The organism is Streptomyces afghaniensis (genome assembly GCF_044327915.1).
GTDB classification, from domain to species: domain Bacteria; phylum Actinomycetota; class Actinomycetes; order Streptomycetales; family Streptomycetaceae; genus Streptomyces; species Streptomyces afghaniensis.
Genome location: NZ_JBIRGJ010000001.1, coordinates 1,066,819 through 1,081,494, shown reverse-complemented (window position 1 = coordinate 1,081,494; position 14,676 = coordinate 1,066,819). Strand labels below are relative to the sequence as shown.

The 14,676-nt window shown below is 69.8% G+C and carries 10 protein-coding genes and 1 tRNA gene; 6 read left to right on the top strand and 5 right to left on the bottom strand.

Annotated features, from left to right (window positions below; all coding sequences use genetic code 11):
• Positions 1-22: 22 nt before the first annotated feature.
• Positions 23-107 (bottom strand) — tRNA-Leu (locus ACH4G3_RS04450).
• Between the two features lie 142 nt (positions 108-249).
• Between ACH4G3_RS04450 and ACH4G3_RS04445 the strand changes: the two genes are divergently transcribed.
• The gene (locus tag ACH4G3_RS04445) at positions 250-1,581 is read left to right on the top strand and encodes a DUF2254 domain-containing protein (RefSeq protein WP_397623029.1); all 1,332 of its coding nucleotides are present in this window, start codon (positions 250-252) and stop codon (positions 1,579-1,581) included.
• A 119-nt stretch (positions 1,582-1,700) separates the two neighbouring features.
• On the opposite strand, the gene ACH4G3_RS04440 is transcribed toward ACH4G3_RS04445, so the two are convergent.
• From ACH4G3_RS04440 to sucC, 3 genes are read right to left on the bottom strand one after another with little or no spacing between them, the layout of a single operon-like run.
• Positions 1,701-3,242: an aldehyde dehydrogenase family protein gene (locus ACH4G3_RS04440; RefSeq protein ID WP_397623028.1), complete on the bottom strand. Its 1,542-nt coding sequence runs from the start codon at positions 3,240-3,242 to the stop codon at positions 1,701-1,703.
• A 44-nt stretch (positions 3,243-3,286) separates the two neighbouring features.
• Positions 3,287-4,207, bottom strand: coding sequence for a succinate--CoA ligase subunit alpha (sucD, locus tag ACH4G3_RS04435; RefSeq protein WP_397623027.1), 921 nt, complete (start codon positions 4,205-4,207; stop codon positions 3,287-3,289).
• Positions 4,208-4,216: 9 nt separating this feature from the next.
• Positions 4,217-5,347 (bottom strand): ADP-forming succinate--CoA ligase subunit beta, encoded by a 1,131-nt coding sequence (gene sucC, locus ACH4G3_RS04430; RefSeq protein WP_397623026.1) that lies wholly within the window; start codon positions 5,345-5,347, stop codon positions 4,217-4,219.
• A gap of 144 nt (positions 5,348-5,491) precedes the next feature.
• Between sucC and ACH4G3_RS04425 the strand changes: the two genes are divergently transcribed.
• The 5 genes from ACH4G3_RS04425 to ACH4G3_RS04405 all read left to right on the top strand — a co-directional run bounded on the left by ACH4G3_RS04425 (position 5,492) and on the right by ACH4G3_RS04405 (position 13,473).
• Entirely contained in the window at positions 5,492-7,174 is a 1,683-nt protein-coding gene (locus ACH4G3_RS04425) for a thiamine pyrophosphate-binding protein (protein ID WP_397623025.1), read from the top strand.
• A 10-nt stretch (positions 7,175-7,184) separates the two neighbouring features.
• Positions 7,185-8,426 carry a formyl-CoA transferase gene (gene frc / locus ACH4G3_RS04420; RefSeq protein ID WP_397623024.1) on the top strand — a complete coding sequence of 414 codons (1,242 nt, stop codon included), beginning with the start codon at positions 7,185-7,187 and terminating at the stop codon, positions 8,424-8,426.
• Between the two features lie 4 nt (positions 8,427-8,430).
• On the top strand, positions 8,431-10,575 hold the full coding sequence (locus ACH4G3_RS04415) for an acetate--CoA ligase family protein (RefSeq protein ID WP_397623380.1): 2,145 nt from the start codon (positions 8,431-8,433) through the stop codon (positions 10,573-10,575).
• 122 nt (positions 10,576-10,697) lie between these two features.
• Positions 10,698-12,086 (top strand): OFA family MFS transporter, encoded by a 1,389-nt coding sequence (locus tag ACH4G3_RS04410; RefSeq protein ID WP_397623023.1) that lies wholly within the window; start codon positions 10,698-10,700, stop codon positions 12,084-12,086.
• A 1-nt stretch (position 12,087) separates the two neighbouring features.
• Positions 12,088-13,473 carry an OFA family MFS transporter gene (locus ACH4G3_RS04405; RefSeq protein ID WP_397623022.1) on the top strand — a complete coding sequence of 462 codons (1,386 nt, stop codon included), beginning with the start codon at positions 12,088-12,090 and terminating at the stop codon, positions 13,471-13,473.
• A gap of 64 nt (positions 13,474-13,537) precedes the next feature.
• On the opposite strand, the gene ACH4G3_RS04400 is transcribed toward ACH4G3_RS04405, so the two are convergent.
• Positions 13,538-14,596: a sugar phosphate isomerase/epimerase family protein gene (locus tag ACH4G3_RS04400; RefSeq protein ID WP_397623021.1), complete on the bottom strand. Its 1,059-nt coding sequence runs from the start codon at positions 14,594-14,596 to the stop codon at positions 13,538-13,540.
• Positions 14,597-14,676 lie beyond the last annotated feature (80 nt).

Here is a 14,676-nt window from a genome sequence, read left to right as displayed (position 1 = left end):
CGACGTCGTGCACCGAAGCAAGTGTCCGAGGGGGGACTTGAACCCCCACGCCCGATAAAGGGCACTAGCACCTCAAGCTAGCGCGTCTGCCATTCCGCCACCCGGACCAGGTGTCTGCCGCCTTGCCAGGGCTCTGCCCCGCGGCGACATGGACAACCATACCAAGGTTTCGCAGTGCCTTTCACCTGCGTTTCCTTCCTCAGGGCGGGGGTCCGGGACCTCGCGCCCCGATGCACCTAGGGTCACACCATGAGTGACTGGATGGTTACGCAGAGCTCTACCACGGGGCGTCGCCCCCGTGCGCTGTCGCCGCTCAGGGAGCATCTGCGGGACACGTTCTGGTTCGCCCCCACCGCGGCGATGGTGAGCGTCTTCGTGGTCTGGGCGGGGGCCCAGGCACTGGACACGGCCATCGTCGAAGCGCTCCAGGACGAGCGCGACTACGACACGCTCGACGAGCTGCTGCGGTTCGCGGACGACGCCAAGGCCGTGGTGAGCGCGGTCGGGTCGGCGATGATGACCTTCATCGGCGTGGTCTTCAGCATCTCGCTGGTGGCCGTGCAGATGGCGAGCGGGCAGTTCACGCCGCGCGTGGTGCGACTCTTCGTCCGGAGCCGGATCACCAAGGCGACGTTCGCGGTCTTCCTGGCGACCTTCGTGCTGACCCTGCTGGTTCTGACCTCCTTCGACAGTGTCGACGACCCGCGCGCCGTCACCACGGTGCCGCTCGTGCAGTCGGTCCTCACCCTCTGCATGGTCGCGCTGAGCCTGTTGCTCTTCGTGCTGTACGTGAACACCACCCTGCGGCTGATGCGGATCAGCCATGTGATCGCGCGGATCGCCACGGAGTCGTTCCGGGTGGCCGCTTCGATGCCCGTGCCGACGGGCGGACCGGACGCCGCCCGCCTCGGTTCCGCGACGGCGTGGGTCCCGCACGAGGGCCGGGCGGGGGTGCTGCGGGACGTGCACATCGCGCGGCTGGTGCGGGTGGCGCGCAAACACGGGGTCGTGCTGCGGCTGATCCCGCGGATCGGCGACTTCGTGGTCCCTGGCACCCCTGTGCTGGCGGTGCACGGCGGGCCGGCCCCGGCGCGCCGGGCCCTGCGCTACACGATCTCGGTGGGTGTGGAGCGGACTTACCACCAGGATCTCGGCTTCGGACTGCGCCAGTTGTCCGACATCGCGCTGCGTGCCCTGTCGCCCGCGATCAACGATCCGACGACCGCCGTCCAGGCCCTGGACCGTATCGTCCAGTTCCTGGCCGCGCTCAGCCGGCGACCGCTCGACGCCGCCCTGCACCGGGACCGGGGCGGTGCGGTGCGGCTGGTGCAGCCCGTGCCGGGGTGGACCGAGCTGGTGGATCTCGGGTTCACCGAGGTACGGGGGTGCGCCATCGGGAGCCCGCAGGTTTCGCGGCGCATGCTGGCCGGGCTGGATGATCTGCTCCTGCTCGTGCCGCCGGAACGGCGGGAGCCGCTGCTCCGCCATCGCGAGCTGCTCCGGCAGGCGGTCGACCGGTCCGGGCCGGCCCCTGCGGACCGCGCGTTCGCCCTGCGCCCGGACCGGCAGGGCATCGGCTGACCGGTGCCGATACGGATTCCAGGACGCGCCGGTTTTACAACGCGCCGGCGACCGACGCCGGAGACCCCCGCGCGGGAACCGCGTGGTGGACAACCGGCGTCGGTCGCGGCGGCCTGCCCTTACGGCAGCAACCGGTACTCCGGGAAGTTGCCCGGCAGCCGCTCCCCCGCCGGTCCCTGTGTCACCGCGCGCACCAGCAGCTCGCCGCCGACGAACGCGCCGTGCCAGGACGCGCCGAGCCCGCCGAACAGCTCGTCACGGTCGCCGCGGGACCGGGGCCGGCCGTGGCCGGTCTTGAACGCGCGGATCTGCGGTGCGAGTCGCTCGTAGGTCGCCCGGTCGTCCGTGGACAGGGTGGCCACCAGCGCTCCGTTCGAGGCGTTCATCGCGGCCAGCAGCTCCGCCTCCGTGTCGACCAGGACGATCGTGTCGACCGGGCCGAACGGCTCCGCGTGGTGCAGCGGAGAGGACGGGGGCGGGTTGAGGAGCGTGACCGGCTGGACGTAGGCCGAGGTGTCCTGGCCGGGCAGGAAACGGGCGTCGGACGGACTGCCGCGGTGCAGCGGTACCGCGCCGCGCTCGATCGCCTCGGCGACCTGGTCCTGGAGCTCCTTCGCCTTGGCCGCGTTGATGACCGGCCCGATGTCCAGCTCGGGGTACGGGTCGTCCGGCTGCTCCACGGCGAGCGGGTGTCCGACCCCGAGCGTGCGGACCGCCGGGAGGTAGGCCGCCAGGAAGGCGTCGAACAGGTGCCGCTGGACGACGAAGCGCGGGTACGCCGTGCAACGCTGCTTTCCGTAGTCGAAGAGCCTCGGGATCACCGCGGTGAGCGCGTCCCAGTCCGAGTAGTTCCAGATGCCCCAGGTGTTGAGCCCCTCCTGTTCGAGTACGTGTCGTTTGCCGAGGTCGGCGACGGCCGTGGCCACCGCGGCGCCGGTGTCGCGGCCGCCGACGAAGGAGACGCAGCCGATCTCGGGCGCCCGCACCAGCGCCTGGGACAGCTCACCTCCGCTGCCGCTGACGAGGGTCACGGGGATCCCCTCACGAGCGGCGAGGGCGCAGGCCAGGGTCAGGCAGGCGACACCGCCGTCGGTCGGGGTCTTGGCGATGACCGCGTTGCCTGCCAGTGCCTGCACCAGCACTGCGTGAACGAGCACGCTCATCGGGTAGTTCCAGCTGGCGATGTTGGACACCGGGCCGTCCAGCGGGGCCCGGCCGGAGACCATCTCCTCGATGCCGTCGACGTACCAGCGGACCCCGTCGATGGCCCGGTCGACGTCCGCCAGGGCGAGCCGCCAGGGCTTGCCGATCTCCCAGACCAGCAGGAGGGCGAGCAGCCGGCGGTGTTCGGCGAGGGCGTCGAGGGTGGCCGCGACGCGGGCCCGGCGCTCCGGCAGGGGGACGTGACGCCAGGCGCGGTGCTGGTCGAGGGCGGCGCGCACGGCCTGGCGGGCGGTGGCCCCGTCCAGGCGCGGCGGGCCGGTGATCGGGCTGCCGTCGACGGGGCTGACGGCGGGCAGGACCCGGCCGTCCGCCTGCCAGGCGGCGTTCCAGAGGTTGAGGACCCGCTCGTCGCGGAAGGCCTCGGGCGCGGCGGCGAGGCAGCGCTGCCACGCTTCGGGCCAGCTCGTGCCGGATTTGAGGGTGAGGGTGGGTGCCATCGGGTTGCTCCGCTCTCGCTGCACGGTCGGGGGCGGGACCTGGCTCACCGGCGTTGTTCTCCGAGACGCGCGAGCACGAGATCGGCGGTCTCGGTCGGGGTGCCGCCCACGCTCACCCCGGCCGCCTCCAGCGCGTCCTTCTTCGCCTGAGCGGTGCCGGAGGAGCCGGAGACGATGGCGCCCGCGTGCCCCATGGTCTTGCCCTCGGGTGCGGTGAACCCGGCGATGTAGCCGACGACCGGCTTCGTGACGTGCTCGCGGACGTACGCCGCGGCCCGTTCCTCGGCGTCACCGCCGATCTCGCCGATGAGGACGATCAGGTCGGTGTCGGGGTCGTCCTGGAAGGCCGCGAGGCAGTCGATGTGCGTGGTGCCGACGACCGGGTCGCCGCCGATGCCGACACATGTCGAGAAGCCGATGTCGCGGAGCTCGTACATGAGCTGGTACGTCAGCGTGCCCGACTTGGAGACCAGACCGATGCGGCCCGGTTTGGTGATGTCGGCCGGGATGATGCCCGCGTTGGACTGGCCGGGGGTGATGAGGCCCGGGCAGTTGGGGCCGACGACCCGTGTGCCCTTCCGGCCGGCGTAGGTGGTGAAGGCGACGGAGTCGTGGACGGGGATGCCCTCGGTGATGACGACCGCGAGGCCGATGCCGGCGTCGGCGGCTTCGAGGACGGCCGCCTTGGCGAAGGCGGGCGGTACGAAGACGACGGTGACGTCCGCCCCGGTCGCGCGCATCCCGTCGGCGACGGTGCCGAAGACGGGGACGGCCATGGGGGCACCTCCCAGGCCCTGAAGGCACTGGGGGACATCGAAGTCGACGGTGCGGCCCGCCTTGCGCGGGTTGACGCCGCCGACGACGTTCGTGCCGGCCGCCAGCATGCGCCGGGTGTGCTTCATGCCCTCGCTGCCGGTCATGCCCTGGACGAGGACCTTGCTCTCCTTGGTGAGATAGATGGCCATGACGTCCCCTCAGGCTGTGACGGCGAGTTCGGCGGCACGGCGGGCGGCGCCGTCCATGGTGGTGACCTGCTGGACCAGCGGATGCGCGTGCTCGTCGAGGATGGCGCGGCCCCGGGGCGCGTTGTTGCCGTCGAGGCGCACCACGAGGGGCTTGGTGAGGCGGACGGTGTTCAGGGCCTGCACGATGCCGTCGGCGACCGCGTCGCACGCGGTGATCCCGCCGAAGACGTTGACGAAGACGGACTTCACGGCCGGGTCGGAGAGGATGACCGACAATCCGTCCGCCATGATCCGGGCGCTCGCTCCGCCGCCGATGTCGAGGAAGTTGGCGGGACGCGCGCCGCAGCCCGCGACCACGTCCAGGGTCGACATGACGAGTCCTGCTCCGTTGCCGATGATGCCGACCTCGCCGTCGAGCTTGACGTAGTTGAGGCCCTTGGCGGCGGCCGCCGCCTCCAGCGCGTCGTCGTGTTCGGTGTCGTCCGCGCCCCAGCGCGCCTGCCGGAAGCGGGCGTTGTCGTCGAGGGTGACCTTGCCGTCGAGGGCGAGGATCTGTCCCTGCCGGGTGCGGACGAGCGGATTCACCTCGACGAGGAGGGCGTCCTCGCGGACCAGGACCTCCCAGAGCCGTACGAGGACGTCGACGGTCTGCGGCGGCAGTCCGGCCGCCTCGGCGATCTCGCCCGCCTTCGCGGAGGTGACTCCCTCGGCGGGGTCGACTGGGACGCGGGCCACGGCGCCGGGACGGGTGGCGGCGACCTCCTCGATCTCCATTCCGCCTTCGGCCGAGGCGATGGCGAGGAAGCGGCCCGCCGCGCGGTCGAGTACATAGGACACGTAGAACTCGGTATCGATGTCCACGGGCTGGGCCAGCATCACCTTGCCGACGCGGTGCCCCTTGATGTCCATACCGATGATCTGACGGGCGGTGAGCTCGGCGGCGGCCGGGTCGGCGGCGAGCTTCACCCCGCCTGCCTTGCCTCGCCCACCGGTCTTCACCTGAGCCTTGACCACCACACGGCCACCGAGCCGGCGTGCGATCTCACGGGCCTCCTTGGGTGAGTCCGTCACCTCGGCCCGCGGCACCAAGATGCCGTGTTCTTCGAAGAGTTCCCTTGCCTGGTGTTCGTACAGGTCCATTTTCGGCTCCTGACTGAAAGTGCCGCACGCCCCCTGGACACCACCCCATCGGATGCGGGATAACAAGCTTCATACAGTATTCGTCGACTGTATGCAATGTACCGCGAGCCGTTCCAACCCCCTACGAAGGGACAGGACTTCGCCATGCCCGACGACACCCAGGACGTGATCTCCGGTGGTCATCTCGTAGCCAAGGCGCTGAAGGCCGAGGGGGTCGAGCGCATCTACACACTGTGCGGCGGCCACATCATCGACATCTACGACGGCTGCGTCGACGAGGGCATCGAAGTCGTCGACGTACGCCACGAACAGGTCGCCGCCCATGCCGCCGACGGTTACGCACGCATCACCGGCAAGCCCGGCTGTGCCGTGGTCACCGCCGGTCCGGGGACGACCGACGCCGTCACCGGCGTCGCCAACGCCTTCCGTGCGGAATCCCCGATGCTGCTGATCGGCGGTCAGGGCGCCCTCACCCAGCACAAGATGGGGTCCCTGCAGGACCTGCCGCACGTCGACATGATGACGCCGATCACCAAGTTCGCGGCGGCCGTGCCGGACACGGCCCGGGCGGCGGACATGGTGTCCATGGCGTTCCGCGAGTGCTTCCACGGCGCGCCCGGCCCCTCCTTCCTGGAGATCCCGCGCGACGTGCTGGACGCCAAGGTGCCCGCGTCCAAGGCCCGTGTACCGCAGCCCGGCGCCTACCGGGCCTCGACCCGCTCGGCCGGCGACCCGGAGGCGATCGAGCGGCTCGCCGACCTGCTGGTGCACGCCGAGAAACCGGCCATCCTGCTCGGCAGCCAGGTGTGGACCACCCGGGGCACCGCATCGGCCATCGAGCTGGTGCGCACGCTGAACATCCCGGCGTACATGAACGGCGCCGGCCGTGGCACCCTCCCGCCCGGCGACCCGCACCACTTCCAGCTCTCCCGCCGGTACGCATTCTCCAACGCCGACGTCATCGTCATCGTCGGCACGCCCTTCGACTTCCGCATGGGCTACGGCAAGCGGCTGTCACCGGACGCGACCGTCGTGCAGATCGACCTCGACTACCGCACGGTCGGCAAGAACCGCGACATCGACCTCGGCATCGTGGGCGACGCGGGACTGGTGCTGAAGTCGGTCACCGAGGCCGCCTCCGGACGCGTCAACGGCGGGGCGTCGAAGCGCAAGGAGTGGCTGGACGAGCTGCGGGCGGCCGAGCAGACCGCGCTGGAGAAGCGGCTGCCCAGCCTGCGGTCGGACGCCTCACCCATCCACCCGTACCGGCTGGTCAGCGAGATCAACGACTTCCTCACCGAGGACTCCATCTACATCGGCGACGGCGGCGACATCGTCACCTTCTCCGGGCAGGTCGTGCAGCCCAAATCACCCGGGCACTGGATGGACCCAGGTCCCCTCGGCACGCTCGGCGTCGGCGTCCCCTTCGTGCTCGCGGCCAAGCAGGCGCGGCCCGACAAGGAGGTCGTCGCGCTCTTCGGCGACGGCGCGTTCTCCCTCACCGGCTGGGACTTCGAGACTCTCGTCCGCTACGACCTCCCCTTCGTCGGCATCGTCGGCAACAACTCCTCCATGAACCAGATCCGCTACGGCCAGGCCGCCAAGTACGGCAAGGACCGCGAGCGGGTCGGCAACACCCTCGGCGACGTCCACTACGACAAGTTCGCCCAGATGCTCGGCGGTTACGGCGAGGAGGTCCGCGACCCCGCCGACATCGGCCCCGCCCTCCGGCGCGCCCGCGAGTCCGGCAAGCCCTCCCTGATCAACGTCTGGGTCGACCCCGACGCGTACGCCCCCGGAACCATGAACCAGACCATGTACAAGTGAGGTGCCCCCGATGACCGCTACGTCCACCAAGGCGCTCGAAGGCATCCGCGTCCTGGACATGACCCACGTCCAGTCCGGGCCCTCCGCGACCCAGCTGCTCGCCTGGCTCGGCGCGGACGTCGTCAAACTGGAGGCGCCGACCGGCGACATCACGCGCAAGCAGCTGCGTGATCTGCCGGACGTCGACTCCCTCTACTTCACGATGCTCAACTGCAACAAGCGGAGCATCACCCTCAACACCAAGACCGAGCGCGGCAAGGAGATCCTCACCGAGCTGATCCGGCGCTCCGACGTCATGGTCGAGAACTTCGGACCGGGCGCGGTCGACCGGATGGGCTTCACCTGGGACCGCATCCAGGAGATCAATCCACGGATCGTCTTTGCCTCCATCAAGGGGTTCGGCGAGGGCCCGTACACCAACTTCAAGGCGTACGAGGTCGTCGCGCAGGCCATGGGCGGGTCGATGTCGACCACCGGTTTCGAGGACGGGCCGCCGCTGGCGACGGGGGCCCAGATCGGGGACTCGGGGACGGGTGTGCACGCCGTGGCGGGCATACTCGCCGCGCTCTACCAACGGGAGCGCACCGGGCGCGGGCAGCGGGTCAACGTGGCCATGCAGCACGCCGTACTGAACCTGTGCCGGGTGAAGCTGCGGGACCAGCAACGCCTGGCACACGGGCCGCTCGCTGAATATCCCAACGAGGACTTCGGCGACGAGGTTCCCAGGTCCGGGAACGCGTCCGGCGGCGGTCAGCCCGGCTGGGCGGTCAAGTGCGCGCCGGGCGGCCCGAACGACTACGTGTACGTCATCGTGCAGCCCGTGGGCTGGCAGCCGATCAGCGAACTCATCGGCCGGCCCGAGCTGGCCGACGACCCGGAGTGGTCGACGCCCGAGGCGCGGCTGCCCAAGCTCAACAAGATGTTCCAGCTGATCGAGGAGTGGTCCTCGACGCTGCCCAAGTGGGAGGTGCTGGAGCGGCTCAACGCGCACAACATCCCGTGCGGGCCGATCCTGTCCACCAGGGAGATCATCGAGGACCGGTCGCTGGCCGCCAACGAGATGGTCGTCACCGTCCCGCACCCCGAGCGGGGCGAGTTCGTCACCGTCGGCAGCCCGCTGAAGCTGTCGGACTCCCCCGTCGAGGTGACCAGCTCACCTCTCCTCGGCGAGCACAACGAAGAGGTCTACGTCGGCGAACTCGGCCTCGGTGACGAGGAAGTGCGCCTGCTCAAGTCGAACGGAGTGATCTGACGTGATGGCCGAAGACCGGGTCCGGCGGGTGCGCGGCCTCCTCGACTCCGTGCGGGCCGAGGGGCGGACCGCGCTGACCGCGCCGGAGGGCAAGGTGATCGCCGACGCGTACGGGATCGCCGTGCCGGGCGAGGAACTGGCGACCGACGTCGACGAGGCCGTGGCGTACGCGGCGCGCTTCGGCGGGCCCGTCGTGATGAAGATCGTCTCGCCGGACATCCTGCACAAGACCGACGCCGGCGGGGTGATCGTCGGGGTCGAGGGCGCGGCGGACGTACGGGCCGCGTTCCACACCATCATCGACAACGCCCGTGCGTACGACCCGAAGGCCCGCATCTCGGGCGTGCAGGTGCAGGAGCTGCTGCCCAAGGGGCAGGAGGTCATCGTCGGCGCGGTCACGGACCCGACGTTCGGGAAGGTGGTGGCGTTCGGGCTCGGCGGGGTGCTCGTCGAGGTCCTGAAGGACGTGACGTTCCGGCTCGCGCCGGTGGACGCCGACGAGGCGCTGTCGATGCTGGACTCGATCCGGTCGGCGGAGATCCTGCGGGGGGTGCGCGGCCAGGCGGGCGTGGACCGCTGGGCCGTCGCCGAGCAGATCCGCAGGGTGTCGGAACTCGTGGCGGACTTCCCGGAGATCGCGGAGGTCGACCTCAACCCGGTGATCGCCACCGCGGAGGGGGCGGTGGCGGCCGACATCCGGGTGATCCTCGCCGAGTCGCAGCCCGCGCCGCGCCGCAAGTACTCGAGGGACGAGATCCTCACGTCGATGCGCCGGCTGATGCAGCCGCGCGCGGTCGCCGTCATCGGCGCCTCCAACGAGCAGGGCAAGATCGGCAACTCCGTGATGCGCAACCTCGTCGACGGAGGGTTCGCGGGCGACATCCATCCGGTGAATCCCAAGGCCGATGACATTCTGGGCCGCAAGGCGTACAAGAGTGTCACCGACGTTCCCGGTGAGGTGGATGTGGCGGTCTTCGCGATCCCCGCCAAGTTCGTGGCCTCGGCCTTGGAGGAGGTGGGACGCAAGGGCATCCCGAACGCCGTACTGATTCCCTCCGGGTTCGCGGAGACCGGTGAACACGAACTCCAGGCGGAGATCGTGGCGATCGCCGAGCGGCACGGAGTGCGGCTGCTGGGGCCGAATATCTACGGCTACTACTCGACCTGGCACGATCTGTGCGCCACGTTCTGCACGCCGTACGACGTCAAGGGCGGGGTGGCGCTGACCTCGCAGTCGGGCGGCATCGGGATGGCCATCCTGGGCTTCGCCCGCACCACCAGGACGGGGGTGTCGGCGATCGTCGGGCTCGGCAACAAGTCGGACCTGGACGAGGACGACCTGCTGACCTGGTTCGGGGAGGACCCGCACACCGAGTGCATCGCGATGCACCTGGAGGACTTGAAGGACGGGCGCGCCTTCGTGGAGGCCGCGCGGGCGACCGTGCCGAAGAAGCCCGTGGTCGTGCTGAAGGCGGGGCGTACGGCGGCGGGCGCGAAGGCGGCCGGCTCGCACACCGGCGCCCTGGCGGGCGACGACGCCGTGTACGACGACATCCTGCGGCAGGCCGGGGTGATCAGGGCGCCGGGGCTGCACGACATGCTGGAGTACGCGCGCGCGTTGCCCGTGCTGCCCGCCCCCGAGGGGGACAATGTCGTGATCATCACGGGGGCCGGCGGCAGCGGTGTGCTGCTCTCGGACGCGGTGACCGACAACGGCCTGTCGCTGATGGAGATCCCGCCCGACCTGGACGAGGCGTTCCGGAAGTTCATCCCGCCCTTCGGGGCCGCGGGCAACCCGGTCGACATCACCGGGGGCGAGCCGCCGTCGACGTACGAGGCGACGATCCGGCTGGGTCTTGAGGATCCGCGCATCCACGCGCTCGTCCTCGGCTACTGGCACACCATCGTCACTCCTCCCATGGTCTTCGCGGAGCTCACCGCACGCGTGGTGGCCGAGTTCCGGGAGCGGGGGATCGAGAAGCCGGTCGTGGCGTCGCTCGCCGGGGACGTGGAGGTCGAGGAGGCCTGCCAGTACCTCTTCGAGCGCGGGGTCGTGGCGTACCCGTACACGACCGAGAAGCCGGTGGCCGTGCTCGGCGCGAAGTACCGCTGGGCGCGGGCGGCGGGGCTGCTGGGGGGCGGTACATGAGGTGAGCAAGCGGGGGGCCGGCCGACGGTGCGCGTCGGCCGGCCCCGGGACCCGCACGCGCACGAAAGGCATGGGACAGGGGGCGCTGGCCAGATCTTTCGACGCAAGGGGTGCGACACGACATGACAACGACCGATCTGCCCACCACGGTTCCCTACCGGGAGGTCACCGACGCGAACGGTCGCGTCTACCGCCTCGGTGAGACCGATATCGACATCATGGGGCGCAAGCGCAAGTGGATGGTGATCCTGCCCTGGATCGGCATGATGGGCATCTCCTCAGCCGAGTACGCGTTCGCGTCCGCCGAGGAGACCCTGCACACGGCACACGCGTGGGACAGCATGCACATCTTCTGGATGATGACCGTCTGGGTCTTCTTCCAGGCCGCGGTGGCCTTCCCCGCGGGCAAGCTGCGTGAGAGCGGAAGGCTTCCGGCCCGCTGGGCGATGATGTGCGGCGCGGCGGGCACGCTCATGGGCTACCTCTCCCTGGCCTTCGCGCCGCACGTCGTCTTCGCCTACATCGGCTTCAGCATGTTCAGCGGCATGGGCGCGGGCATGGTGTACGCCACCTGCGTCAACATGGTCGGCAAGTGGTACCCGGAGCGGAAGGGCGGGAAGACCGGCTTCGTCAACGGCGGTTTCGCCTACGGCTCGGTGCCCTTCGTCTTCCTCTTCAACGGCTACATGGACCTCACCAACTTCCGCTGGGTGCTGGTCTCGGTGGGCGTGTTCCTGGCCGGGATCGTGGCGTGCTCCGGCTACTTCTTCAAGGACCCGCCGAAGAACTGGTGGCCCGCCGACATCGACCCGCTCAACCCGCCGAAGGACCCGCGCGCGGCCCGCTCGCTGCGCATGAACCCGCCGGCGGTGCGCCAGTACTCACCCAAGGAGGCGTGGAAGACCGGCCGGGTGGCCCTGATGTGGTTCTGTCTGGCCTGCACGTCCGGCGTGAACATCTTCGGCATCGCCTTCCAGGTGGAGATCGGCGAGGAGGCCGGATTCGCGGGCGGGATCGTCGCCACGGCCATGTCCCTGAAGGCCATCGTCAACGGCACCGGCCGCGGCGTCATCGGCTGGCTCTCCGACCTCTACGGCCGCAAGCGGTGCCTGCTCGTGGTGTGCGTCATCCTGGGCCTGTCCCAGTACGGCATCCTCTGGTCGGCGAACGCCGAGAACCTCCCGCTGTTCCTCGTCTTCTCCTCCATCTCCGGCTTCGGCGGCGGCGCCATCTTCCCGATGTTCGCGGCTCTCACCGCCGACTACTTCGGCGAGAACAACAACGCGTCCAACTACGGCATGGTCTACAGCGCCAAGCTCGTCTCCGGTCTGGGCGCGGGCATGGGCGCCGTGGTCGTCGGCGCCTGGGGACACTCCGGTGCGTTCATCCTGGCCGGCTCCATCTCCCTCTTCGCCGGCTGCGTGGCGCTGTTCCTGACCCCGCCGGGACGCGACAAGGAAAGGCGCCGCATCGATCCCAACCCGCAACCGCTCGGCGAGGACACGGCCTGACATGACGGCGGATCCGTACGCAGCAGACAGTTCGTCCACAACCTCCGAGGCCGCACACCGTCCCTACCGCGAGGTCACCGACTCCCACGGCCGCGTCTACCGCGTCGGCGAGACCGACCGGGACATCCTGGGCCACTCGCGCAAGCTCATGGTGTATCTGCCGTGGATCGCCATGATGGCCATCAGCGTTTTCGAGTACGCGTACGGCTCCGCGGAGGACACCCTGTCCCACGCGCACGGCTGGACGCAGAGCAACACCTTCTGGATCCTCAGCGTCTGGGTGTTCTTCCAGGCCGGCATCGCCTTCCCCGCGGGCTGGCTGCGGGAGAAGGGCCGTCTGACGGCGCGCACGGCCATGTACCTCGGGTCGGGCATGTGCCTGCTGGGGTTCCTCGCCCTGTCGCACCTGAGCAACGTGCTGCTGGCGATCCTCGGTTTCGGCGTGGTCGGCGGGATCGGCGCCGGGCTCGTCTACGCCACCTGCATCAACATGGTCGGCAAGTGGTTCCCGGAGCGGCGTGGCGCCCGCACGGGCTTCGTCAACGGCGGGTTCGCGTACGGGTCGCTGCCGTTCATCTTCATCTTCAACTACGGCTTCGACACGGCGAACTACCACCGCGTCCTGGACCTCATCGGCTGCTACGTCATGATCGTGGTGCTGGCCTGCGCGTTCTTCTTCAAGGACCCGCCGAAGAACTGGTGGCCGGCCGACATCGATCCGCTGACCCGCCCCGGCGACCGGAAGAACGCCGAGAGCCTCGCCAAGAACCCTCCGGCGGTACGCCAGTACACCCCGAAGGAGGCCATCAGGACGGGCATGCTGCCTCTGATGTGGCTCTCCGTGGTGATGACCGCCGGCGTGTCCATCTTCGGGATCTCGTTCCATGTCGACTTCGCCAAGGAGGTGGGCTTCGGCCCGCTGGTGGCGGCGTCGTCCATGGGCCTGATGGCGGTCGTCAACGGCGTCGGCCGCGGCGTGGTGGGCTGGCTGTCCGACCGGTGGGGCCGCAAGTCCACCCTGGTGGTCGTCATCGTCGTCCTGGGGCTCGCCCAGTTCGGCGTCATCTGGGCGGGCGACCTGAAGAGCGAGTGGCTGTTCCTGTTCTTCGCGTTCCTCTCCGGCTTCGGCGGCGGCGCGTTCTATCCGCTGTTCGCGGCGCTCACGCCGGACTACTTCGGGGAGAACTACAACGCCACCAACTACGGGCTGGTCTACAGCGGCAAGCTGATCAGCGGCCTGTTCGGCGGCGGGCTGGGCTCCATGGTGGTCGCGGCCTGGGGTTACGACGGCGCGTACGCGCTCGCCGGGGGCGTGTCGATGCTCGCGGCAGCGGTCGCGCTGCTCCTGCGACAGCCGGGACGTGCCCAGGCACAGCCGGTGTGCTGACCGTCCCCCCACGTGAGGAGGCCCCTCCCCGTCAGGGAGGGGCCTCCTCACGCCGGTACGGTCCTCAGCACTTCTCCCGCAGCGAGTGCAGGTGCGCGCTGGAGCGGCGCGCGAACGTGAAGGACTCGGCCGGGTTGTCGTGCTCGGCCTGCCAGTGGTGGGCCATGCGGTGGCCCCGCAGCCGGGTCACGGCGGAGATGAACCGCTGGTAGTCGATGTCGCCGTCGCCGACGTCGGTCATGCGGTAGCCGTACGGGTTCGACGGGTCGCTCTCGCCGTCCTTCACGTGGAACAGCGGGTAGCGGTCGGGCTGTCGCAGGACGTACTTCAGCGGCTCAAAGGGCGCGGGCGTGCCGTCGGGGCGCTTGGAGAAGCGGAACTGGCCGACGTACGCCCAGTAGATGTCCATCTCCAGGTACACGAGGTCGGGGTCGGTCTCCTTGAGCAGGACGTCGTAGAGGCGGACCTTCGGGTTGTCGGTGGCGAAGCTGAACTCCTCGGAGTGGTTGTGCTGGTAGAACTTCATGCCCCTGGCCTTCGCCGCAGCGCCGTAGGTGTTGAAGTCCTCGGCGGCGCGCTTCCAGGCGTCGACGGTCGAGCCGTAGCGGAACGGGCCGGCGGCCGTGCCGATGTGCTTGAGGCCGAGGGCCTGGGCGTCGTCGAGGACCTTGGTGAGGTTCTGGGCGAAGGTGTAGGCGTTCGGGTCGTCGGAGTAGTAGCCGACGTGGCTGCCGATCGGGTTCAGGCCGTGGTTCCGGGCCAGTCGCTTGAGCTGGGCGAGGGTGATGGGACCGGCTGAGCCCTGGGTGTAGCCGGCGAACTCGACCTCGTCGTAGCCGTACTTCTCCAGTTCGGCGAAGACGGGGCCGAAGCCGAGGGTGGAGACCTTGTCGCGGAGGCTGTAGAGCTGGATGCCGAGGCGGCCGGGCGGCAGGACGGGGCGGCCGCGGCCCTTGGCGCCGGAGGCCGTGCCGGTGGCCCCCGACGTGTTGCCGGTGGCGGCTGTCGCGGGGGCGGCGGCACCGAGCAGGGCAGCGGCGGTGGCGCCTGCGGCCACGCCGAGCATGCCTCGTCTGCTGAGGCGGTGGGTGAGCTCGGGGTCGGGCTGGGAGAAGCGGCTCATGCGTGGAACTCCTCGTGATCGCGGGGCGTTGTCAGTGGTGAGTGCTTCACTTGTGACCAGTCGGGACTGAGCGTTAGGGC